This window comes from Bacillus mesophilum, from assembly GCF_008923265.1.
Taxonomy (GTDB): Bacteria; Bacillota; Bacilli; order Bacillales; family Cytobacillaceae; genus Cytobacillus; species Cytobacillus mesophilum.
Window position 1 is genome coordinate 176,568 of the sequence record NZ_WBOT01000003.1, and the last position, 25,805, is coordinate 202,372.

Consider the following 25,805-nt stretch of genomic DNA (forward strand, 5'->3'; position numbering starts at 1 on the left):
GCTAGCTGTGTCTTTTCTTTTATTCGCATATATCCAAGATTTAAGCCTGATCACCCATGTCATATAACTCCAGCAGTCTTCTGCTAATCTGGGTAATATCCTTCTCCAGAGCTAGCTTGAATCCGTTATCTGTCAGGTCAGGTGCATTTTGTTCTGCGATTTTGATAATCTGCTCCTTGAACGATTGAAATTGATTGGCTTTATAAACATGAACGTTTTCACTCAGCCATTCTTCATAAATTGGGATGTCCCTAACGAGTATGGGTATTTTTGCCGCTAAAGCTTCCAGGAGGACAATTCCCTCTGTTTCCTCATGTGTTAGAAAAAGAAACAAATCACTGCCGCAATAAGCATCGCGAAGTTCTTCGCGGGTAATAAACCCTGGGAAATGCAAGTTCGGAACTTCCTGATTCATGGCTTTTTTGATTTTTGCCGGCACAAGGTTCATGCTCGTGTGGCCGAACCAATAAAACGTATAATCTGGCAGCTGTTTTGCTAATTCAATAAACTCATCAATTCCTTTACGCTCCATGAAATGGCCAACAGAAATGATGACTTTCTCATGATCTTGTAAATGATACTTTTTGCGGAATCGTTCTCTGGCTTTTGAATCTTTTTTAAAAAAGCTTGTATCAATTCCATTAGACAAACTGAAAATAGGGCGTGCTAATCCATACGTATCTAAAATCGATTTTGAATATTCTGTTGGAGTAATAATAATATCTCCCTTGTTATAGCAATACGAAATCCACTTTTTAAAAAATGGGGCAATCAGATTTGACCCAATGAAGGAATTGCGGAAATCCTCCATTGTTGAATGGGCATAATAAACAACTTTTTTCCCCTTCCGTTTCGCACGCCAGCTCATCCACAGAGAGTTAGGAAAGATGGTATTTAAATGGACGATGTCAAAATCCTCTTTCACATCGGTTGTATGATTGATCCTCAAATGCTCTAATGCTTGTTTCTGATGGCGGATTGCTTGCCCAATACCGCTTTTATTCACAAGGTTTAAAGACCCTGCGTACAATAAAACTTTCACACTTAAATCCCCCTTGATTAACTGCTGAAAAGAGTAACGATGTAATGGAAAATGAACTCCATACCAAAGCTGTAAATGGCAATTGGCAAGGGTTTTCCGACTAGAATAATGACGGTAAATTTTGATAGGGGCATTTTGGTCGTACCTGCTAAATAACACAAAAAGTCATCAGGAGCGATTGGGAAGAAAATCATGAAAGTAAAAAACTTTCCGAATCTCCGGTCATCTGTCCAGCGGTGATATTTTTCGCGTAATTTTGGCTTGAACAAGTAATGAATCACTTTATTTCCATATTTTCTTGAGATTAAAAATACAGCAATGGAACCTAAACAGATTCCGATATAGTTATAAATCAGCCCCATAACAGGTCCGAAAATGAGAATCCCGCCTAGGCAGCTGATTCCGCCTGGTATAATCGGAATGATCACTTGAACAAACTGGAGAGCAACAAAAATGACCGGTGCCCAAATTCCAAATGGTTTTAGGAAGTTTTCTAATGCTTCCTGTGAATAGAAAAGCTCCGTTTTCACTCCGTATATGAGAAAAAGAATGCAGCCTATTAAACTAGTAAGTGTAATGGTGTTCCATAGAAACTTAAATTGCCTTTGTTTTTTAATTTTTATCTGTGCTTCATTCATTGATTCCATTCACTTTGATTCAAGTAAACAAGATCCTTTCTGGGATTTTGATAGAAAGAGATGGCGTGATCATACACACTCTCAACATGCTTGGCAAACGAAACAGAAGAGTAACGATCAAAAGCTTTCTTTTCAGCGTTAGCGGACAGCTTCTTGTATTCATTAGGATCGATGAAAATATCATTCATATAGTGTTCAAACTCACTGAATGTCTCGAACAGCCAGCCATTTACTCCGTTATCCACTACATTTTCCAGACAAGCATCCTTCTTGCAGAGTGCAGGCAGCCCGCTCGCCAGCGCTTCAATATACGTCAATCCCTGTGTCTCACTATTTGATGCACTCACAAAAAGATCAGCTGCCTGATAATAAGCTGGAACATCCTTTGGGACCACCATCCCTGTAAAGATCACCTTATGTTCAATGTTTAGCTTCCTTACATATTTTTCAAGGAACTGCCTATGCGGTCCATCGCCCACAATGAGTAAAGACAAATTCTGATTGTCAATTTGTGAAAAATAAGACAAGATTTCTTCCAGGTTCTTTTCTTTAGCTAAACGGCCAACAAACACCAGTACGCGACTCTGCTTGGGAATTTGCAGTGTTTCCCTAATTTTATTTTTGTTTTCTATGAATTTATTTTGCGTGTAGCTCGATAAGTCAATGCCAGTGGGTATGACTTTAATTGGCTGTGTTACCCGATAACCCTTTAATAAAGTGCTGACTTTTTCAGTTGGTGCGATCACATAAGAAGCGTTTTTCAAAACCTTTCTGGAAAAAAGGGCAACCATCGCTTTGCCCCATTTTTGATTGGGCGAAAAATAATGGGTGTAATCTTCGTATACGGTATGGTACGTGTGCACAATCGGAATGCGAAGACACTTTGCGATATATTTTGCCAAACGAAAGGTGCTGAATTCACATTGCGTATGAATGACATCCGGCCGCCAATCAATCAGCTGCTGAAGGTATTTATAATTCTTAAAGAGCGTGATGCGTGCACCAGGGTAAATCTTGTCAATCCCTAAAGAACTTATATAAGTGACGTCGTCTGCTTTGTATGATTTTGCTTGATCTGATAATGTGAGAACTCTGACTTCATGCCCTGCTTTTTCTAATTCCTTCTTCAGGTTCACAATCGAAGTAACCACTCCATTAATTACAGGAGAATAACATTCCGTCGTAATCAAAATTTTCATTTGTAGTCCTCCAGTTTTAATGCTTAAAAAATACAGATAATCCATAGAAAGTATAATTCAGTATTTTTAACACTGTATTAAATTAATATGAAGTTTTCTTAATATTTTGAGAAGGGAATTCTGTGCCAATATCATGCAAAGCTCACAGCACGAAAAAAATTCAAAATCACCGGCAGTGAGTCTTCTTTTTTAACAAATCCTTCCTATATATACACAACGAAATGCATAAATAAAAAGTTTCAGGGATTTCGTAACGGGTTCTTCCAGTTCGCTATCGATTAAGTTGGCTGAAAGGGAATTGAAACGCCAATCGCAATTTGAAATAATTTTTCAAAGCTATTATGCTGATAGTGAAATAAATGTTTAACTATCAGCATACATCATATTAAATGGACAGATCAGATCGGAAGGTGGAGAGGTAATGAAGTATCATGTATTAGCAATTGATATGGACGGCACTATTTTAGACGAGAGCAGAGAGATTAACAGAAAAAATGTAGAAGCCATTCAGGAGTTTCGGAACAAAGGCGGGCATGTCATTGTGTGCAGCGGCCGTTCCCCTCTTTCAACACGCTGGCTGGCAGAATATATCGGCTTAGCTGAACCCATCATTGCCTATAACGGCGCCGTCATTCAAAACTATGATGGAGGAATTCGCAGCACGCTCCATTTCAAACAGAATGACCTAATGAGAATAGCATCCTATTGTGAGGAAAACAGGTTATACTTACAGCTCTACGAAGGTGATCAGCTGATTGTATCGGAGAAAAACAACCGAAATGAGCGCTGGGTTGAACACAATATCTTAGCACTAGAGCAGTCTGGCGCAAGCAAAGAAAGATGCGATTATTACCGCAGCCAATGTTCAGTGCAGCACACGGAGAACCTTCGCACATACTTAGAGAAAAACAAACCAAACATAAGCAAAGCCGCCATTTTTGCTGAAAGAGAAAAAACAATGAAGTGTGCAGGAGATCTGCACGAGGAAAAGCTTGATATACACATCAGCAGCAGCTTAAATTATGCCAATCTAGAAATCTCACCGCTAAACGGCACAAAAGAATACGCACTTCAAACCGTGGTAGAAGAACTGGGCTTCACCTTAAACGAAGCGGCAGCCATTGGTGATAATTATAATGATCTTGGCATGCTGAAAGCAGCAGGAATGGGAATCGCCATGGGCAATGCACCAGAAGAAGTGAAAGAAGCAGCCAATTTCACAACTGTAACAAATGATGAGGCAGGAGTTGCCTATGCCATTCAAAATTATATACTGAAATAAAATTTTAAAATATAATAAAATATATTGAATTAATATTTTAATCACGTTAAAATAACATCAAGAACAGAAACAGCTAGAAAGAACAAATGGAGGCGTTTACATTGGATCGTGAACTAGTTTCTCTTACGACTGAATCGCGTAATGAGTTATCAATGGAAATAGATACAGCCAGCGCTGGGGAGATTTTACGGATTTTTAATGAAGAAGATCAAAAGGTTGCATTTGCGGTTAAAGAAGTGACGGCAGATATCGAAAAAGCAGTTGAGCAGGTGGTTCAGTCATTTAAGAAGGGAGGCAGACTCATTTATATCGGTGCAGGAACGAGCGGCAGACTAGGCGTCCTCGATGCGGTTGAATGTCCGCCAACTTTTAGCACCGACCCTGAACTTGTTCAAGGAATCATTGCAGGCGGTGAAAGAGCCTTTACAAAAGCAGTTGAAGGAGCAGAGGATAAACCGGAATTAGGCGAAGCAGATCTAAAAGAAATTGGTCTTACTGCAAATGATACGGTGATCGGAATTGCGGCCAGCGGCAGAACGCCTTACGTGATTGGAGCATTAAAATATGCCCGTTCGATTGGGGCAGGCACAGTCGCGTTATCCTGCAACAAAGGATCCCTTATCGGGAAGGAAGCAGAAATTAATATTGAAGTGATTGTCGGCCCCGAAGTCTTAACAGGCTCAACCCGCCTGAAGTCTGCGACGGCTCATAAAATGATTTTGAATATGATTTCAACATCCTCCATGATCCTTATGGGCAAAGCATATGAAAATTTGATGGTTGATGTGCATGTGAGCAACCATAAACTCAAAGAACGTGCTATTGGCATTATTCAAAAAATCACGAAGGCAGATAGAGAAAAAGCTGAGCAGGCACTGACAGACTCGGATCTGCAGGTGAAAATAGCGATCATCATGATCACTGCAGACGTAAGTAAAGCAGAAGCACAAAGCTTGCTCGCTGAAGCTGGCGGCTATGTGCGCAAAGCGATCCAGCTTTCCTCAAAATAAACCTGAAACACAGGAAAAAGGAGTTACCCAATGGCAAGCGGAGGATTAAAGATTATACGAAACACACTGGAGCAGCTGCCGGCTTCAGAACGGAAAATTGCAGAATATATTATAGCGCATCCGCAGGCTGTGATTGACCGTACTGTCAGCGAACTTGGCCAAGAAGCCAATACAAGCGGTGCGGCCGTCATTAGATTATGCAAATCACTTGGTTTAAAAGGCTATCAGGAGTTAAAGATGCGCATAGCGGGCGACCTTATGAAACCTGAGGAGCAGGGCTATCGTGATATCGAGCCTGGCGAATCATATTACTCTATCGTTCAGAAGACGATGAGCAACAGTATACAGAGCATGAAGGATACGACTGAGCTGCTTCATCATGATGAATTGGAAACCGCAGTGGAAGTGCTCCTTAAGGCAAAAAATGTTCACTTTTTTGGCATCGGAGCTTCCCATATTATCGCAGTTGATGCTCAGCAGAAGCTCTTGAGAATTAACAGGCGGGCAACAGCATTCACGGATGTTCATCTAGTAGCAACACTCATTGCCAATGCTGATAAAGATGATGTACTGTTCGCTATTTCTTATTCAGGCGAAACACCGGAGGCAGTCAGCATCGTTTCACTGGCAAAGAAACAAAACATGAAAACGATCAGCTTAACAAAATACGGGCAGAACACAGTCAGCACTATGGCGGATATTCATCTATATACTTCTGACTCAACAGAAGCGCCATTCCGGAGAGCAGCAACTACATCAAGACTTTCCCAGCTTCTGATCATTGATTTTATTTTCTTATGCATGGCCACTGCTGAATACGGTGAAACCATTGAGCACATTGATAAAACTAGAGAAGCGATTCAATTCCTAAAGGATCATCAATAAGGGGGGTGGTGTAAGCAAATAATCCGTTGTTTACACAGATGAAGGACAAATCAAAAAGGGGGAAAAGAAAAAATGGCAGGAGAAAACCAGAAATTAGCCAAAGAAATACTAGAACAGCTTGGCGGAGCATCGAATATTTCAAGCTATACACATTGTATGACTCGTTTGCGTGTTCAGCCATCCGATGAAAGTCTCGTCAATAAAGAAGCATTAAGAAAAATAGACGGAGTACTAGGCCTAGTTGAAGAAGAAACACTGCAAATAATCATCGGCCCTGGAAAAGTCAATTCTGTAACAGAAGAGTTTGGTAAATTAGTAGAATCAGAGGGCGGAATCGATCTGAAGGATCGCGCTGCCAGTGTAAAATCTGAGATTAATAAAAAGAATGCCACACCTTTTAAACTTTTCCTAAGAAAAATTGCAAGCATTTTCATCCCGCTGATTCCGGCCCTTGTTGCCTCCGGATTAATTACCGGTATTTCAAAAGCGATGATTCAGGCAGAGTGGCTGGCGGCAGATTCACAGATTGCTATTATTTTAACCGTCATCGGCGGCGGACTATTTACGTATCTGGGTATTTTAGTCGGTATAAATGCAGCGAAGGAATTTGGCGGATCACCAGCATTGGGCGGTTTGGCCGGTATTCTCATCATTAACCCGGCTGCAGCAACGATCACCCTATTTGGCGAAGAACTTCTGCCTGGACGCGGCGGATTAATTGGGGTCCTCATGGCAGCCATTTTCATTGCGATTGTTGAGAAAAATGTGCGTAAATTCGTTCCGCAATCTGTTGATATTATTGTAACGCCAACTATTGCTTTATTGATTACTGGTATTGTAACTTATATTGTATTTATGCCAATTGGCGGCTTTATCTCTGATAGCATTACAAACGGTCTTTTAGCTGTATTAGATATCGGCGGAGCTGTTGCTGGTTTTGTTCTTGGCGCAACATTCCTTCCGTTAGTAGTTACTGGCCTGCACCAAGGGTTAACACCAGTTCACCTTGAGTTAATCAACTCGATTGGCGATGACCCGCTGCTTCCGATCCTTGCAATGGGTGGAGCAGGTCAAGTTGGTGCTGCATTCGCAATCTATTTCAAAACAAAGAAAAAGCGTTTAAAGCGTGCGATTGGCGGGGCGCTTCCATCAGGAATGCTTGGAATCGGGGAGCCGCTTATTTTCGGGGTTACACTTCCGCTTGGCCGACCGTTCTTAACTGCATGTCTTGGTGCTGGTGTAGGCGGTGCCTTCCAGGCGATCTATGACGTAGCAACAGTAGCCGTTGGGGTATCAGGTATTCCGCTTGTCTTTATCGTAAATGCTGGAGAAGTCATTTACTATCTAATCGGATTAGTGATTGCGTATGTAGCAGGCTTCATTTTCACTTACCTATTCGGCTTTAAAGACGAAATGGCTGGTGAATTTGATTGATCGGCATTTCCTTCTACCTGAACGATGAGAAGGCAGAGAAACGCATTGCTGAAGCTGGAAAGCTCGGCGTCAAGCAGGCGTTTACCTCGCTTCACATCCCAGAAGAAACCGGAAACCTGGCAGAACGGGCAAAAGCACTGCTCGCCGCTGCGAAAGAAGCTGGAATGGAAGTATATGCAGATGTTTCGAAACATACATTAAAGCATTTAGGCATTTCCGATTTTAGTAAGCTTCAGAACCTGGGTGTTGCTGGATTGCGGCTTGATGAATTCTTCGACACTGATTTTGTTCTCAGTCTTGCACAGCAGTATAAGCTGGCAATTAATGCGAGTACAGTGACGGAAAGAGAACTGATCGATCTGCTTGAAAGAGGACTAAAAGCAGAGCAGCTCATCGCCTGGCATAACTTTTACCCGAAAAAAGAAACAGGCTTGGATGAGAACTTTTTTATAAAGCAAAATCAATTGTTTCAAGCTTATGGAATTAAAATCAGTGCCTTCATCCCAGGTATTGGAGAAAAGCGCGGTCCTCTATTTGACGGCCTGCCAACACTTGAAAAGCATCGCCAGCACAATCCAATGTCAGCAGTATTGGAATTGATGGATTCCGGTGTGGATGATATTTATATCGGTGACCCTGATAGTGGTGAAGGTTTACTGGAGAACTTAATTGCTTTAGAAGTTGAAAACATTGTTACGCTGCATATGGAGGATTCTTCCTTCGCAGCAGGCGTCTATTTTCCAAGACCGGATTTTGCCCGTGATGTGCTGCGTCTAATGAACACAAGAACGACTGAGCCGATTCAGCCTGCTGACAGTTTGGAACGATTCAAAGGCTCCATTACGGTTGATAATATCCATTACGGGCGCTATAACGGAGAAGTCGCGATTACGCTGCATGACCTTCCAGCGGATGAACGTGTGAATGTAATAGGAAGGATCAGCCAAGCAGACTTAGATATATTGAAGTTTATTAAGCCTAAGCATAAGTTATTGTTTATTTAGAGGGGGGGGTTCTCCTCTTTTTTTGTGGTTTCAAAAGAGTGTTCTTGTAATGTCAAGCCTTAGAATGTTGAAATATCATTAATTTTATAGTTAAAAAGTTCTATTAAAAAAGAAAATACAGGAAAACGCAGCGTTTTTCATTTATAATTGAAGGTACTGAAATGACTTCTGATGGGAGGAAAGAGAATGAAGGCTTGCATCATAGACGATGAAAAATATGCCGTTAAGATGCTGGAAAAAATGCTGAAATCCATGAAAGAGGTTGAAATTACTGGATGTTATACTGATCCTTTTACTGCATTGCCTGAACTGCGGCGCAACCCGCCGGAGGTTATTTTTCTTGATATGGAATTAGGAGGAATGCATGGTCTTCAATTTGCTGAAAAACTACTTGAAGAACAATTGCCGATAGAGGTCATCTTTGTTTCTGCCCATTCCCATTTTGCCTTGGAAGCATTTGAGGTTAATGCTGCTGATTATTTATTAAAACCAGTGTCTAAAATGCGGCTGGAAAAGGCAATAGCTAAAGTAAGAGAAAAGCTTCAAATGTCCAAAGAGTTTAAGAAGATTAAGACTGATACACAAAATTTGCGCATTTGCTCTTTAGGGTCCTTGCGTTTAGTAAACCATAACGGGAATGAAATAAAATGGCGGACCAAAAAAGTAAAGGAGCTATTTGCATATCTATGGGAAAACAGCGGAAATCCCATTCATAAAGCTAAAATAATAGATCAATTCTGGCCGGATATTGATGCTGATAAAGCGATGACGTTGCTTCACACAACTGTTTATCAGCTCCGTAAAACGTTAAAAGAAGCTGGACTGGAAGCGAATCCGATTCTCTTAAAAAATGATACCTACTCTTTAATAGCTGATTTTCAAAGTGACAGGCAAGAACTGCAGAAACTGCTCATTGAATCTCAGTATGCAGAAAAGGATATGTTGAAAATTCTTCAACTCTATAAAGCTGATTATCTTGAAGAAGAAGATTATTTTTGGGCTAGTCAAACGAGGCAGGATCTAAAGAAAGCCGTACAAGAGACCCTCAGAAAATATCTCCAACAGAACTGGGAAAAAACAACTTGTGAAGACAGTGTTGAAAAATGCCTGGTAAAACTGCAGCAGCTCGATCCATACAACGATGAATATTTGCTCCTCAACATGAACTACTTCTCACAAACAAATCAGTTTACAAAAATGCTAAATCTCTACCAGAAAATTGAGAGAATGTACACAACTGAATTAGGAATTGAAGTTCCATACGAGATTATTGATACATATAATAGCAAATTCCAACCGGCAAAGGTTAAAGCGATTGAAAGCTGATTGTCATCCCCCCTTATAACAGGAGGGGATTTTTTCGCTTGCGAATAGCCACCTATTTCACTCGAAATGAAGCGGGGTACCTTTCGCTAATTCTCCAGAAAGCTAACACACCCAATTGTTCAAAATTTGTTCAGAATGAACCGGTATGATGGGAAAGGCATTTCGATTTATATGAAAGGTTTTCCTTATAAAAGGAAGCAAGGAGGGATTACTGGAGAGAAAATGAGCAACAAAAAGAAGATTCGTTCAGTCGTCGGGGTAGTGTTCCTTTTAGCTGGAGGGCTGCTTCTCTTGTTCCCGCAGTATGAAAAAAGGGCTTATCATGAGGAGCAGGAAGAATTAATTACAGCTTTTGAACAGCTCGGGGAATGGGAAACAGCCGCATTAGCTGATGGAGATCTGGAGCAGAATCAACAGGCCGAATATGTGGTGGCAAAGGATGCAAGGGGGATGCTTTCTATCCCTGCCATTGATCTTGAGATGCTTTTTTTCGACGGAGTCAGTGTGGATGCCCTAAATAAGGGAGCAGGCATCATTGAACCAGAAAAAAAAATGGGTGTGCAAAATGTAAGTATTGCGGGACATCGCGGAGCCACATATGGAAAACAATTTAATAGGTTAAATGAATTGAAGGTTCAAGATGAACTCCATGTGAAAATGGATCAGGAAGACTACACATTTATTGTAGACAAAGTTTTCGTCGTGGATCAAAAGCAGGTGGATGTCCTTTCAGATAAAGAGAGCCCTTATCTTACCTTGGTTACATGTACACCAATCGGGGAGGAAAATCCGACTGATCGCTTAATTGTACAAGGAAAACTGGTAAATAAGGAGGAAGTATGAAGAAAATAAGCTTAGTTTTACTTATGTTTATATTAATTCTGCAAAGTTTTTTAAGTCCGCTTGGTGCCCTGGCTAATGAAAACAGCCAGCCGGAAGATTTTACACTGACACCATCAGATCTTACCTTGGATGAAGAAGGAAAAGGGACGGCAGTACTTACTTGGAACTATAGTTCTGCAGAAAGAACTGAAGATAAACCGTATAATTTCAATGCACCAGAGGAGTTTGTGAGTGTTGATGAGCAAAATGGTGATCTGCTAATAGGGGAGCAAATCATCGGAAATTATACAGTGAATACAGATGGTTCTATTTCTGTAACAGTTTTGGCTCATACAGAAGAACTGAGCGGTTCAGGTGCAATCACGATTACTGGCGAGGGTGCTGCGGATGAGGAGACTCCTCCTGCAGAATCTGGAGAACCAAAAGATCCAGGCGAAGCTGAACAGAATGACGGTGTGGAAACGCCTCCAAGCGAAAACCCTTCTGAAACAGATCCTGCAGGGGGTGAAGAGACGTCTGCTGAGGAAGGTACAGAAGATAGTGATGCAATAAAAGATGAAGCAGAAGAAAAAGATAATCAGCTGCAAAGAGAACCAAACACGGATATTAACGAAGAAATCCTAACAAACGCTACACTTACGTTTAAAAACAGCAATGACGAAACAGTAAATGAAGTTACGCGTGAGACAACGATTATTGTAGATTATGAATGGGATCTGCCTAATGGTCATGGCTATACAGATGGAGCAACATACCATTTTAAGGTTCCTTCTGAATTAGCCATTTATGAGGCAGTTAATACGGAAATCATGTTTGAAGATCAATCGATCGGTACTTTTACAGTAGATCTGGCCGGAAATGCCACGGTTGTTTTCAATCAATTTATTGAAGAACGCTCCAACATTAAAGGAACACTTCAAGTGTTAACAAATATTCGGGAAACGACTACAGTTACGGAAGAACGAATTGTCAAGGTAACACCGATTGAAGGGAATGCATCGGTAGAAATTCCGATCAACTTCCAACCAAGCGGAGACACAATCGATAAACAAGGTGTTCCAAACCGAAGCTACAATACAGATGAAATTACATGGACAGTCAATGTAAATAAACATCTGAATAACATTGAAAATGCTGTATTTACAGATCCAATTCCTACTGGATTACAGCTGCAGGAAAATTCCGTTGAAGTTTATAAACTCAATACAAAGCTGAATGGCAGTGTTGAACGCGGAGAAAAGGTAAATGTTTCTCTAGAGAAAACAGCGAGCGGCGAAGACTTCCAGATTCAGCTTGGCAACATTAACAGCGCATACCAGATTATATTTAAAACAAATGTTACAGACCAAGAAGGCACATCCTTCAAAAATGCTGCATTCATAAGCGGTGACGGTTATACCGAGCAAAAAGCAGAAGCAACCGTTGGTGTGCAAAGAGGAAAACCGCTTGAAAAAAGATCAACACATTATGATGCGATTTCCCAAACAATCACTTGGGAAATCAAATACAACTATAATGAAAAACCAATTACTGCTGGAAATGCCATTTTAACAGATCTTTTTGACGACACACAAACATTAATTGAAGATTCATTTGATGTACGTGAAGTCACGATTGATCAAAATGGAAATGAAGCAGGAACTGCTCCAGTTGATGAACATTCATACGCAGTAACGAAGCTTCCCGCAGCAGATGGCAAAAACGGCTTTACATTTAAGTTTCAGGAAAACATAAATAAAGCATACAAGATTACGTATCAAACAAAAGCAATTGATCGTGTATTTAATAACACGGAAATCGCCAATAAAGTAACCTACGGTGATATAAGTGCCGAAGGAAAAAGATGGATTAACCAGCAGATCCTTTCAAAAGCCCATAAAGGCGTTAACTATCAGACGAAAAGGGCTTCATGGGAAATTGTATTCAATAAAGATAAGTATCCGATGAGCGGCGTTGTGCTGACAGATACGTTCCCAAATGAAGGACTGGAGTTTATAGAAGACACTCTTGTTATAAAGGGAGCAAAGGAATATGAAAAAGGTGTCGATTATAAAGTTGATTCTATTAATAACGGCTTTAAAATCACATTTCTAAAGAAGGTAGAAGAACAGGTTGCAATCACATATGCTACAACCTTTAATTATGAAGCCCGTAAAGACAAGAACAGCAAAAAACTTGAGAACAAAGCACTGCTGACATGGACAGATGAAGAAAATAATTCGCGATCCAAGGAAGCAACTGCCAGCTTTGAACCGGATACCTACACACAATCAAATGGGTTTAAAAGTGGTTCCTATAACGCGGTTACAAAAGAAATTACCTGGAAGGTAGGAATTAACTACAACCTAAAGCAATTGGAAGAAGCAGAAGTTGTTGATTATATTTCTGATGATCAAAAACTAGATAGAGAGTCACTTACAGTTAGAAAAATGTCACTGACAGGCGGTCCGAATGGAACAGAGGAAGAAGAGCTTGTAAAAGATGAGGATTATACAGTAGAGTGGGATCCTGAGAACAAGCAAGGGTTTAAAGTGAAGTTTAAAGAAGCAATAAACTCACCTTACCAAATTTCCTTTAATACTAGCCTTGAAGATAAGCTGATTAAAAGCAGCTACAGCAACACAGCGACACTGAATAATAAAGGTGAAAAGGTCACAGACTTAACAGCATCTGTTTCTGTCAATAACGGCGGAAGTTATGCGAAAAAGTCTGGTGGACAAAATGGAAAGATCATAGATTGGAAGGTTAATATTAACTTTGGCCAATCAACGGTATCAGACGTAAAAATCTTTGATACACCAAGCAACAACCAGAAACTGCTACAGAAATCCTTTGAACTATATGAAACGACTGTGAATAGCGGCGGGAATGTTGCAAAAGGAGCAAAGCTTAATCCGGAAGAATATACTTTAACTTTTCATGAAGGGGAGAATGGTGAAGAAACGTTTGAAATTCTTTTTAAGAATCAAATTGACTCACCATATATCCTGGAATATCAATCCATGATCCTCGCAAAAGTTGGAGATACGATTAAAAATGATGTTGATTTTACCGGAAAAGAAATCACGGACGAGGTCACAGAGTCTGTCTCATCTATCGTCGTTAAACGAACAACCGGCATGGGAACGGGCGAGGGTGTCCTTGGCAGCCTGAAGGTAACAAAAGTAGACCGAAATGATGAGAGCAAAAAGCTTAGCGGCGCAGTCTTTACTTTATTAGACGCAGATAGTGGAGCTGAGATTGCAAGCGGAGAAACAGATCAAAACGGAGAAATCACATTTGATCGCTTATTGCTGGGCACCTATTTGCTAAAAGAAGATCAGGCACCTGAAGGCTATGTGGTCGGCATTAATGACACAGAAGCCGTTACGCTTGAACAAGAGGTAAATGAAAAGGTCGTTAAGAATGACAAGATCATCACCGACGTTAAATTAATAAAAGAAGATAAAGAAAATCAAAAATTGCTGCAGGGTGCAGAGTTTGAGCTGCATAAAAAAGAAGGCAGCAAGTATGTGAAGCAAGGCACCTATGTAACAGATGAAAACGGCAGCATCGTCGTAAAGGATCTGGAGCCTGGAGATTATCAATTTATAGAAGTGAAAGCACCGGAATTTTACGTGTTAAATACTGACCCTGTGTCATTCACTATTGATAATGATCAGATACAAACAAAACAGGTGAAAAAACAAAATCAGCGCGGCAAAGGCAAGCTGACGATTCAGAAAGTGGATAGCGCTACTGAAGAGCCGCTTAAAGATGCAGAATTCAAAATTTATGACAGCCAGAATAATGTAAGCCGAACGCTGAAAACGAATGAAGATGGAATCGCTGAATTTCTAGATCTGCCTTATGGCAACTATATTGTAGAGGAAGTTAAAGCACCTGAAGGCTATGTGATCGGGAAAATTGAGGCAGAAAATATAATAGTTTCATCTGACACACCTTCACCATCACTACTCGTGAAAAACGATAAAATCATACGTGATGTTGAGCTTATAAAAGTGGACAGCAAAAATAACAGCAAGTTACTGCAGGGTGCAGAATTCCAGCTGCAAAAGAAAGAAGGCAGCGGTTATGTGACTGTCGGTACTTATGTAACAGATGAAAAAGGAAGTATCGCAGTAAAAGGATTACTGGCAGGAGACTATCAGTTTGTAGAGGTTAAATCGCCTAAATTCTATCTTTTAGATTCCGAACCTGTACCATTTACGATTACAGAAAAGCAAACAGCTAAAGTTCAGCTGACAAAGGAAAATGAATTAGGAATCGGAAAGTTAACCCTTCATAAAGTGGATGGAGCAACAGGAAATTCATTAGAAGGAGCTGAATTCGAACTATACAATAGTGACAATGAGCTAAGCGGAACGTTAGTGACGGATGAAAACGGAAAAGCGGAGATTTTAGATCTGCCATACGGACAATACACACTGAAGGAAGTAAAAGCTCCTGAAGGGTATGTGTTTAATGCAGAAAACACGAAATCTGTGACGCTATCTTCTGCTGCACCATCACCGGAAATCACTGTGAAAAACGACAAGATTATCCGTGCTGTCGAGCTTAAGAAAGTGGATAGTGAAGATCACACGAAAATGCTGAAGGGTGCAGAATTTGAGCTCCAGAAGAAAACAGACAGCGGCTATACCACGATCGGAAGCTATGAAACTAACGAAAACGGCAGCATTATTGTTAATGATATGGAAGCCGGAGACTATCAATTTGTAGAGGTCAAAGCACCAGAGTTTTACTACTTAGATAAGACGCCAGTTCCATTCACGATCACGAGCCAGCAAACAGCTATTGTGCAGGTGGAAAAAGAGAATGAACATGGAAAAGGAGATCTACGCCTTCATAAAGTAGATGCAGCAACAGGCTCTTCATTGGAGGGTGCAGAGTTTGAACTTTACAATAACAATAATGAGCTTATTGGCAAATTAGTAACCGATAAAGATGGAAAAGCAGAGTTGTCAAAAATTCCATACGGTCACTATACTTTAAAAGAAATCAAAGCACCAAATGGCTACCTTCTTTCAGCGGACGCTGATCTTACGATTACGATCGATCAAGCTGAAAATGCAATGACAATCGAGAATGATAAAATTATGCAGGCATTTAAGCTGAAAAAAGTTGCGTATCATAATGAAAAAACAAGATTAGAGGGTGCTATCTTTACCCTAATGTATAAAGCAACAGAGACAGAAGAGTATAAAGAAGTTGACGGAAAAACTAAGTTAACCACAGATGAAAATGGCGAGATTTACGTGGAAGACCTTGAACCAGGCTTTTATCAGCTGATTGAAGTTAAGCCGCCAGTTGGCTATTATGTAGATAAAACACCAATTGAGTTTAAAATCGTAAAAAATCAGCTGACTGTAACAGAGTTAACGATGAGCAATCAGCTTATCCCAGTCTATCCAGATCCAGATGAACCAGGCGAACCAGGCGAACCAGGCGAACCAGGCGAACCAGGCGAACCAGGCGAACCAGGCGAACCAGGCGAACCAGGCGAACCAGGTGAACCAGGTGAACCAGGTGAACCAGGCGAACCGGGTGAACCAGGCGAACCAGGTGAACCAGGCGAACCAGGTGAACCGGGCGAACCAGGTGAACCAGGCGAACCAGGTGAACCAGGTGAACCGGGCACTCCAGGAAATCCAGGGAATCCGAACAATCCAAACGAACCAGTAAACCCTGGGAATCCAAGTGAACCAGAACAGCCAGGTAAACCAGGAAACCCAAGTGAAAATCCATCTAAAACCCCTGATAACCAAAATGAAAAACCAAATCCAGGGAAAACACTTCCTCAAACAGGGGAAGCAAGCAACTCAATCTATGTATATTCAGGTTTACTATTCTTGCTGATTGGTGCAGCACTGCTAGTATCAAATCGCAGAAAAACGGATATGAAATAATAGCAGAAAGCCAGCTTGAGATATTCTTAAGCTGGTTATTTTTTTGAGATGGGTCATAAGTATTTAACACAACTATGGGGCTGGGTGGTTAGAAGGTAGATCTCTTCTAATCATTCAGTTTTTTTATTGTTATTTTAACAATTTTTTAAAATACATGAGTGAAATGGAGCGGAGGACACTCGACTCCGGAGGGAAGTAGAGGAAAAGCTGAGACCCCACAGGAGCGTGCTCCGAGGAGGCTCAGCTTCCTCCCCTCGGAAAGCGAGTGTCCGCAGCTCAGGTGCAACGGGCTTGTTGCCCGAACCATGACTTTGAATGTTTAGATTTTAAAAATATTATTTTAAGATTTATACAGCCACTTTTTTTACTCGTCAAATATTTAATATGGAAAATATTACATAGGGAATAAATCTACTTATTTCCATCATACCTATAAATTTCTTAAAAACAATGTCGATATAGATAGTGACTGAATCAGACAAATTTCTGCTAAAACTAGCCAATTTGTGTGATTTAAAATATCATAATAGTATGATAGTATGTAGGAAAATGCCGAAAGGAGTAAGCTAATGAGGAAAATTGTTCTCGCGGTTGTGCTAGCTTTGTTGTTTCTACCTTTGTCAGAAACCGTGTCCAAAGCAGCTTCATCCTTCAATGATGTGAGCACTGGCCACCGTGCTTACAAAGAAATTAAGTATCTGTTCGATGGTAAAATTGTCACTGGATCGCTTGATGGCTACTTTAACCCTGGGAAGATTGTAACAAGAGGTGAGGCGGCAGCAATGATCGGCCGTGCCCTTAATCTGAACGAGACCAAAAGAAGCACACAGTTTTCGGATGTAGGTTCACAATATTTTGCTTCTGGTTACATACAAGCAGCAGCAGATGCCAAAATCATTACTGGATACAAAGATGGAAGTTTTAAGCCCAATAATCCAGTGAACCGCGGTGAAATGGCCGTTATCCTAAGCAAAGCCTTTAACTACAATTTTGGAGGCACCTTATCTGGAGCAGCCAAAGCACTAATGACCCGAGGGATTTCAGGAGGTATGGCTGATGGTACGTTTGGATCAGATTTAGCAACGATTCGGGCAGACTTTTCTGTGTTTCTTGCCAGAGCCATCAATTACAAGCTGAGACTGAATCCGACTGAAAATTTCAGTCTTGAGAGAACAGTTACAGCATCATCCTTAAATGTGCGTTCTGGTCCTTCAACGGCCTATCCTGCAGTTGGCAGCCTAGTAAAAGGAACGAAGGTAGAAGTGGCTTATTCAGTTGGCCAATGGTTATATGTTCGTTCCGGCAGCACGGAAGGATTGGTTCATTCAGCTTACTTGGATGCCGACATTGATACAGGGAATGATAATATATTAAGTCAGCAAACGATCGTCATTGACGCTGGTCATGGTGGAAAAGATCCTGGAGCGATAGGATATGGTTTGAAAGAAAAAGATATTGTCCTGAACACGGCTCTTAAGGTAAAAGCATTGTTAGCAAAATCTCCGTTCCAGTATAAACTGACGAGAGAAACTGATGTGTACCTTGCTTTAGATGAGCGTATTGACATTGCTGAAGACGCAGATGCAGATGTTTTTGTCAGCATTCATGCCAATGCATTCAATGGTTCGGCTAAAGGATCTGAAACCTATTATTATGCAGCGAAAAATACAAACACTGCTGACAGCAAGCTGCTTGCCACAAAAATTCAAGACAGACTTATTGCTGCCGGCAAGCTAAATGATAGAGGAGTGAAGAACGGGAACTACCATGTTCTTCGCGAAAACGGCATGCCTGCTGTTCTGACAGAATTAGGTTTCATTGATAATAAGGGAGATAACGCCAAGCTAGCATCACCTTCGTGGAGAGATGCAGCGGCAAAAGCAATCTATTATGGTATTTTAGATTACTATAAAGCTAAGGGCTTCGATGTCTCTGATTTATACTAAATACCCTCTATGATAACTGAATAAACGTTTCTCTTAACAGGCTATCCGCTGGGGTCGATTCTAGGCAACTGGATAGCCTTTTGTTTTCTTTTCATGTCAGGCAGCGGCGGTTGGGAAAAGGAATGTAAAATCATTGCCTCGCAGACCAAAGCAATGATACAAATATGCTATTATTATAAATTATTAGCGTAATAGAAATGGAGGCACTGGACTTTGAAGAAAAAATGGGTAGGAATGCTAGCTGGCTTGCTGCTGGCTGTATGGTTTGCTTCAAGCACGGCGTCTGCGTCTGCGGAGACCAGCTATGAAAATTATATTGTTTTCTTATCTGCAGATAATGAGGATTCTCAACTTGAGGCAGAAGGTCTTACCGTACTTAGATCCTTTGAAAACATACATGCTGCAGCAGTTAAAGCGACGGCAGAGCAAATTCAGGAACTAATGGATAAAAATATGATCATGAAAGCAGAACCTGATCAGCCTGTTCAAACGAGTGCCCAAGTAACACCATGGGGACATGAAACCATGCAGATCCCAGAAAGGCAGTCCACTGTTTTAACAGGGAAAAACATTAAGATTGCGATTCTTGATACAGGTGTGGATCGTAATCATCCTGATCTGAATATTAAAGATGGAGTATGTGTTCTATCTCAATGTACAGATTCCTATAACGATGATAATGGACATGGTACACATGTAGCTGGCATTATCGGAGCAAAGGACAATGATATTGGTATTGTGGGGGTTGCCCCTGACGCAGAGCTTTATACAATTAAAGCACTGAACTCTAAAGGGAGAGGAACCACATCGACCTTTATGGCAGGGCTTGATTGGGCAATATCCAAAGATGTAGACATTATCAATTTAAGCTTAACAACAGATGTGGAAGACCTGGGAATTAAGGCAATGATTGATAAGGCTTACCAGAAGGGAATTCTAGTAATTGCAGCAGCAGGGAACGAAGGAACAGATTCAGGGACAAGTGAAACGGTCATGTATCCGGCTAAATTCTCCAATGTCATTGCTGTATCAGCGATCGGCAAAAATCAAACGAGAATTCCAACCTCTTCCACGGGAATGGAAGTGGAATTGACGGCTCCGGGAGATTATATTTACAGTACATACCCAACAGCGCTTAAGGCAGATGGATATGCAGAAATGACAGGAACTTCTATGGCTGCTCCGTTTGTAACTGGGTTAGCTGCATTATATAAAGAAAAATATCCACTTCTTACACATATTGAAATGAGACAGCTGCTTCAAGAAACAGCAAAAGATCTCGGACCTACAGGACGCGATCGTTTTTATGGGTTTGGTTTAGCACAATTAGAACAAGATACTGGCGGAACTGAAACCATCTCTTATCATGTGGATCAAAAAGGAAAAGTGACATTAGAGTTAGGCGAAATTCTTAAGCAATATAGCCAATATAAAGTGCTGCGCTTTGATAAAGTCATCAATGCTGCAGCATCTGATCAAACCTTTGAAGATTATGGTTTAAAAGGAAAGATTGAATACACCATCATTCCGCTGCAAAGCGGTGTTGAACAAAGAAAAGCCGGTATTGTTGTCAATGTTGATGTAGCAAAGCCAACATATAGAGACATTAATAACTCTGTTTGGTATAGCAGATATATGATGTTTTTAAATCATCAGTCGATTCTATTAGGATACGATCAAAATGAGCTGCGTCCTTCACAGCTTGTAAAAAGATCGGAAGCTGTTGCCATGATTGGCCGTGCTTTAGGCTACAATGGCGAGAAGAGATCAACAAGATTTAAAGATGTGGCGAGCGGCAATTCTGCTTCAGGGTATATAGAGGCAGCAGCACAAAATAATATACTAAGAGGTTATCCTGACGGCACATTCCGTCCGGATGAGCCGGTTTCAAGAGCGGAAATGGCCATCCTCATTGCCAATGCATATGACCTGCAAGGATCAGTCTCAATGAACTTTAAAGACGTGAATGAAAAAGTAACAGGCTATGAGGCAATTGACCGCCTAGCTGCCGACGGCATTACAGAAGGATACAGTGACGGCACATTCCGACCTTACGAAAAAATGGCAAGATCCACATTCTCCGTCTTTATCGCGAGAGCAGAAGGACTCTACTAAAATAGAAAGATGCTGCAGAAATTTGGCAGCATCTTTTTTTATGTATGTTTTTTGTAACACAACTGTAATATAAATTGAGAAAATAAATCCCCTAAATCTGCTTATCCCTTACTCAAAAGGGTATATACCCGCTCATCATACAAACAAACACCACTGCTACAATTGTAATAGAATAGTAAAATAAATTACCTTCCTCATTTGGTAGAATGTAACTACATACTCCAAGATTTGATATTTTACGAGTAAATATGAAATGAAATGAGCAGAGGTGGCAAGATGAGACAAAAGTTTTCGAAGGTGATCCTTCTAGTATTGATATTTTCGGTTCTTCCATTCACGACAGCTTTCGCACAATCATCCCAAGAAGAAATCATAAAAAATGCCAAAGCACAGCTTGGGGTTCCGTATTTATATGGAGGAACAACACCGCGAGGTTTTGACTGCTCAGGATTCGTTTGGTATGTATTCGGAAAAGCAGGCTACGATCTGCCTCGTACTTCATCAAGTCAGTATCATGCTGGCACAAAAGTAGCGAAGAAAGATCTGCAGCCAGGAGATTTAGTGTTTTTTGAACGTACATATAGCAAAGCAGGCATCACACATGCCGGCATATACATAGGTAATAATGAATTTATCAGCGCAACTTCAAGCAAGGGCATTAAAATTGATTCTTTAAGCAGCTCTTACTGGGGACCAAAATATTACGGTGCAACAAGAATTTTAGCTGATGAAGGATTCTCTGATGTTAGTGAAAAGGATCTTGCTTTTGAAGCAATCTATGCATTAAGCGACAGCGAAATCATCCAAGGGTTTGAAGATGGCACTTTCCGTCCAGACCAAGCTGTAACAAGAGGACAAGCTGCAGCAATCATTAACCGCGTACTGAAGAAGACTCCAAAGAATATTAGCGCATTTAAAGATGTTCCAAAAGGTTCACGCTTTGCAAAAGATATTGCAGCTATAAAAGAATTAGGCATTATCAATGGATTTAAAGATGGTACTTTCCGTCCGGACGCTTACATGACTAGAGCAGAAATGGCTGTGATTCTTGAAGGCGCATTTAAATTGAATGAAATGAAAATTGCTGAAGCAAATACAAGTTCATATAGTGATATTACTCCTGCTTACTGGGCTCATGATGCAATCGTAACGATGAGCAGTATCGATAGCACGACAATCTTTGATACAGATCGTTATTATGCAACACACCGTGCGACAAGAGCTTTCTTTACAGCAGCGATCTTCAACTCTATGAATGTGAAAAAATAATCTGAAAGCTGGCTCATGCAGTGGCAACTGCTAAAGCTGGCTTTTTTCTTTTAAAAAGTTCACTTGATTGTTTCTTATTATATTAGACGTATGAAGGAGCAAAAAAGTTTCAAAATAGAATAGGATATTTTCCCTATAAAAAAATAGCCAGAAACGACCATGAAACGGAAATTTTCTGGTAGAATTATAGTTAGTGATTTTTAGATTGTCAATTTACAACGGAAAAGAGAGGAGAAATACTTTTGAAAAAAGCAAAGATTCTGTTGCTTGCCGTCGCTCTTATATTGTCGTTATTGCCAGCAGGAATTGGACAGGCTGCAACCGATGACATCACCGGTATTAAGCTCGAAGCTGAATTGAGAGAAGCGATTCAAAAAGGAATTCTAACTGGATATAGTGAAGGCGTATATAAGCCGGATAATAAAGTAACGAGAGGCGAGTTTGCTACCTTCCTAGCACGTGCATTAAAGCTTCCGGAAGCACCGCATAAATTCTCCGATGTGGCTGTAACATCCAAACTGGCACCTGGAATCAATGCTGCTGCTGATGCGGGTATTATCGCAGGCGGAACAGATGGCAACTTTAAGCCAGACAACCAAATTACACGAGAGCAAATGGTCATCATGATCAAAAATGCTCTGGATTATAAAAATATTGACGTACCTTTCGAAAAACCAACCATTTTAACCGATTTTGATACTGTTACAGCTTCCGCTTCACGTCTTGCGATCGCTGCTAGCGTAAAGCTTAACATTACAATTGGTTTTCCGAACAGTGATGGGAAAACATATCGTTTTGAACCAGCAAGACAGGCTTCCAGAGCAGAAGCAGCTGCATTTATCATTCGTATGATACATGCAATTGAAGACTTTGAGAATCAGCTGCCGGGCGAACCTGGACAGCCTATTGAAGAAAAACCTTATGTGATTTCTACCATTGATCAAAATGGCGAATTAGTAGAATCTGCTAAAAAATATAAAACCTTTGCAGAAGCTGAAGCAAGCTGGAATTCTTCTTCAGAGGTCATCACATTTAATGGAAAAGTCATGAAAATGGCTTCAGGCTTAGCATATGCCAGCCCTTCAATTGGCAAGGCAACAACAAGCTTATACAGCGGCGCGAACTTCAGAACTGTTGATGCGGCAGTGCCAGCTCAGGAAGAGTTAAGATATATTGAGTCAACTGAAGAAGCTGTTAAAGTATATATTGGTGGAAGAACAGCTTATGTGAAACACTCAGATATCCATCTTGTGCCTGCCAAAATGATTAAAAATCAAAACTACTATACTGTCAATGCAAGAGCTGAACTCGTACACAGTATTTACAATCCTGGTACTAAACAGTATGGATCCTATGAGATTGGTAAAGCACCTTCAACACTAAAGCAAGGAGTCAGATATTATAGCTGGGATGGCACAAAGTTCTATACCAACAATTTAGGCACATCTACTTCTTATGTAGGAAAAGAACTTTACCCATACTATCAGTATTTATCTGCACGTACAAAAACACCTTATACGGCAGCAGAGTTAGATCGTTTCATTGATAATAAACTAGCAGAACTAGAAGCTACGGGATTATCAGTCTATAAAGATGCTACAGTAAAAAGCAAAGTTAAAGGACTTGGCTCATATCTGAAAAAGGTTGAAGCTGAATCGAATATTAATGCACTTTTAGTTCTTGGGTGGGCAATGCACGAAAGCCAGTATGGAATGAGCCCCAATGCGTTAAGATTGAATAACCTCTTTGGGATTGAGGCTTATGACAGCAATCCAGAAGGAGCTGTATCATATCCAAAGGCGACTGACAGTGTGGATGCGCTTGTTAGCAAATATTTAAACAAAGCATATGCAGTCCAAGGCGATTGGAGAAGCAACGGTGCTGCGCCAGGAAACAAAGGAATGGGCTTTAACGTAAGATACGCAACAGATGCTTACTGGGGCTCTAAACTAGCTGGCCATATGTACCGAATCGACAAAGCGTTAGGCTTTAAAGATTACAATAAAAAGCAAGTAGTGGCACTGACAAATACACCTGGTACAAATATCCGCAGCACGCCATCATCAGCAGCAGGTACAACAAACTTAGTATTTACGTACAAAGCAGCTAAAATGCCAATCGTGATCGTTGGTGAAGAAAAAGCAGCTGACGGCTATGTCTGGTATAAAATTTTATCTGATGCAGATACGACTGGAAAAAATCCATACGCGTATATCCGCTCTGACTTAGCAGATAAAATTGAAACGAACTAAAATGAAAAGAACCAGATCCTAATCAAGGGAATCTGGTTCTTTTTTGTCTATAGAGGGGAATTTCTAAATCCCCAGTTCTTCAGCAAAACCTTGCTCTTCTAAAAGCTCCTGCACCTCATCAATCAGCACAACATCATTTTCTAATAAGTACGCTGTTTTTGATGTGATAAAGTCATCGATGACAGCACTTTTGGTATCGCCGGAAGCTTCCCATTTGGTTTGGTGCTTTAATAAATCAAGTAAAGTGAGCTGTTCATAGTCATTGCCGGAAAAGGTTAGATCAGGATTAACCTGATACCAGAGGTCGCCTGTATCACGAACCCATTCATCCGCAAGATCCTCGATCGCTGTACGGATTTTTTTCGCGGCCTCTAAATATTTTTCATCTTCTGTGGCTATATAACTATCAAGCAGCAGATTGGCTCCGCCAAGCACATGATTCATGGAAGCATGTGTTTTCTGCTTCATATCATAAGGCGAAAAATAATCGGCAATATAGAAGCCATTTTCTGTTTGAATTACATTGTCAATCGCAATTTGCTCCAGCAGGTAATCGGCATAATCCAATTGAGCCTGCTTTAAATCCGGCAAATCAGCGTAATCACCGATCATTGATAAATATAAACCGATGAATTCATTATGTCTTGTATCAATATATGGAGCTGTCAGACCGTATGCATCCTTTAGCCACGTGCTACTGTATTCGGTTTCCCATACGTCTGTGCCTTTTTCTTTCCGGTATTCATAAAGATCTGCAGCACTATTGATCATCAAATTATAATAGTAGCGTTCGCCTGTTTCTCCAAAACGGTCAATGGCTTCCCGGTCGACCATGACTCCAAGGTTGCGGCCATAGCCTTCCTGAGTATAAGGCTCTATGGACCAAGGCAATTTTTTCATCGGTCCGCCGATCGTAAGCCAGCCATTTGCCTCTTTATAATCTTCAAGCATATAGGTAATCCAGCTTTCTTCCTCTTCTTCATTAGAGAAGAACGATTCGTCAGACACCATAAACCAGCTCTCCGCTATTTCGCCAGGCTCCGCTTTCAACTCGATTTCCAGGGCAACTGATTCATCAGTCTGCTGCACTTGGTAGTTCTTCGTTTCGTTCTCTAACACCCGAACCGTACTTTTATGATCGTTTTCATAATCTGCGGTTAAGACAGTAGAGACATATTGTTTGCTCAGCACAATTTGACTGCGCTGCTCTTCAAAAGAACTGGAAGTAAATAAACCAATTGGCTGGGTGGTTAAATCCTCACCCGTATTTTTATCATGAGGACGCTCAATAAATGTTTGATCCCAATCATTTAGTTCAATCCGATTGGCTTCGTCTACTGATAGTCTTAGGCTCACGGCTGCTTCCTTGGATTCATCACCTGTTAGCTGGGCCGTGACGAGAAAATCTCCGTTATCGATATGGCGCGATTTTAAAACGAGAGTTCCTGCCTCTTCAAGCTCCAGTGTATAGGTTTGGTCCTCATAAAACTGGAGCAGGCTGGAATCGTCGACTTGTTCTTTTACAACAGAGGCTATCGTTAAATCTGTATTCCCCAGTGAAAGACGAAAATCTTCCGGTGCTTCTGGCTGTTCACACCCAGAAAGGACAATCAGGAGGATAAGAGCTGCTAGTAATTTTCTCATCTGTTAT

16 protein-coding genes are annotated in these 25,805 nt (G+C 40.8%); 12 read left to right on the forward strand and 4 right to left on the reverse strand.

Translation table 11 applies throughout. The annotated features are described in order from the left end of the window. Window positions 1–40 precede the first annotated feature (40 nt). From F7732_RS10650 to F7732_RS10660, 3 genes are read right to left on the reverse strand one after another with little or no spacing between them, the layout of a single operon-like run. Window positions 41–1,042: an LTA glycolipid anchor biosynthesis glycosyltransferase, IagA/BgsA family gene (locus F7732_RS10650; protein ID WP_151573846.1), complete on the reverse strand. Its 1,002-nt coding sequence runs from the start codon at window positions 1,040–1,042 to the stop codon at window positions 41–43. 17 nt (window positions 1,043–1,059) lie between these two features. Further along, window positions 1,060–1,680: a TVP38/TMEM64 family protein gene (locus F7732_RS10655; RefSeq protein WP_151573847.1), complete on the reverse strand. Its 621-nt coding sequence runs from the start codon at window positions 1,678–1,680 to the stop codon at window positions 1,060–1,062. Next, entirely contained in the window at window positions 1,677–2,879 is a 1,203-nt protein-coding gene (locus F7732_RS10660; protein WP_151573848.1) for a glycosyltransferase family 4 protein, read from the reverse strand. The genes F7732_RS10655 and F7732_RS10660 overlap by 4 nt, the downstream gene beginning before the upstream one ends. A 421-nt stretch (window positions 2,880–3,300) precedes the next feature. On the opposite strand from F7732_RS10660, the gene F7732_RS10665 reads away from it, so the two are divergent. The 12 genes from F7732_RS10665 (at window position 3,301) to F7732_RS10725 (ending at window position 24,154) form a co-directional block, all read left to right on the forward strand. Beyond that, window positions 3,301–4,161 (forward strand): HAD family hydrolase, encoded by an 861-nt coding sequence (locus tag F7732_RS10665; RefSeq protein ID WP_151573849.1) that lies wholly within the window; start codon window positions 3,301–3,303, stop codon window positions 4,159–4,161. Window positions 4,162–4,247: 86 nt separating this feature from the next. Then, complete coding sequence (murQ, locus tag F7732_RS10670) at window positions 4,248–5,171, forward strand: N-acetylmuramic acid 6-phosphate etherase (protein ID WP_151573850.1); 924 nt, start codon at window positions 4,248–4,250, stop codon at window positions 5,169–5,171. A 30-nt stretch (window positions 5,172–5,201) separates the two neighbouring features. After that, window positions 5,202–6,056, forward strand: coding sequence for a MurR/RpiR family transcriptional regulator (locus tag F7732_RS10675; protein ID WP_151573851.1), 855 nt, complete (start codon window positions 5,202–5,204; stop codon window positions 6,054–6,056). A gap of 72 nt (window positions 6,057–6,128) precedes the next feature. After that, the gene (locus tag F7732_RS10680) at window positions 6,129–7,490 is read left to right on the forward strand and encodes a PTS transporter subunit EIIC (RefSeq protein WP_151573852.1); all 1,362 of its coding nucleotides are present in this window, start codon (window positions 6,129–6,131) and stop codon (window positions 7,488–7,490) included. After that, on the forward strand, window positions 7,487–8,494 hold the full coding sequence (locus tag F7732_RS10685) for a MupG family TIM beta-alpha barrel fold protein (RefSeq protein ID WP_151573853.1): 1,008 nt from the start codon (window positions 7,487–7,489) through the stop codon (window positions 8,492–8,494). Before F7732_RS10680 ends, F7732_RS10685 begins: the two co-directional genes overlap by 4 nt. Window positions 8,495–8,680: 186 nt before the next feature. Then, the gene (locus F7732_RS10690) at window positions 8,681–9,820 is read left to right on the forward strand and encodes a response regulator (RefSeq protein WP_161598863.1); all 1,140 of its coding nucleotides are present in this window, start codon (window positions 8,681–8,683) and stop codon (window positions 9,818–9,820) included. 222 nt (window positions 9,821–10,042) lie between these two features. Further along, entirely contained in the window at window positions 10,043–10,663 is a 621-nt protein-coding gene (locus F7732_RS10695) for a class D sortase (RefSeq protein WP_240056595.1), read from the forward strand. Continuing rightward, the gene (locus F7732_RS10700) at window positions 10,660–16,572 is read left to right on the forward strand and encodes a SpaA isopeptide-forming pilin-related protein (RefSeq protein ID WP_151573855.1); all 5,913 of its coding nucleotides are present in this window, start codon (window positions 10,660–10,662) and stop codon (window positions 16,570–16,572) included. Before F7732_RS10695 ends, F7732_RS10700 begins: the two co-directional genes overlap by 4 nt. A gap of 569 nt (window positions 16,573–17,141) precedes the next feature. Then, window positions 17,142–18,518, forward strand: coding sequence for an N-acetylmuramoyl-L-alanine amidase (locus F7732_RS10710; protein WP_151573857.1), 1,377 nt, complete (start codon window positions 17,142–17,144; stop codon window positions 18,516–18,518). Window positions 18,519–18,731: 213 nt separating this feature from the next. Continuing rightward, complete coding sequence (locus F7732_RS10715; protein WP_151573858.1) at window positions 18,732–20,633, forward strand: S8 family peptidase; 1,902 nt, start codon at window positions 18,732–18,734, stop codon at window positions 20,631–20,633. A gap of 276 nt (window positions 20,634–20,909) precedes the next feature. Further along, on the forward strand, window positions 20,910–21,902 hold the full coding sequence (locus tag F7732_RS10720; RefSeq protein ID WP_151573859.1) for a C40 family peptidase: 993 nt from the start codon (window positions 20,910–20,912) through the stop codon (window positions 21,900–21,902). Between the two features lie 242 nt (window positions 21,903–22,144). Further along, window positions 22,145–24,154, forward strand: coding sequence for an S-layer homology domain-containing protein (locus F7732_RS10725; protein ID WP_151573860.1), 2,010 nt, complete (start codon window positions 22,145–22,147; stop codon window positions 24,152–24,154). A 63-nt stretch (window positions 24,155–24,217) separates the two neighbouring features. Here F7732_RS10725 and F7732_RS10730 read toward each other — a convergent pair whose 3' ends face one another. Continuing rightward, the gene (locus tag F7732_RS10730; protein WP_151573861.1) at window positions 24,218–25,798 is read right to left on the reverse strand and encodes a glycoside hydrolase family protein; all 1,581 of its coding nucleotides are present in this window, start codon (window positions 25,796–25,798) and stop codon (window positions 24,218–24,220) included. Between the last annotated feature and the right edge of the window lie 7 nt (window positions 25,799–25,805).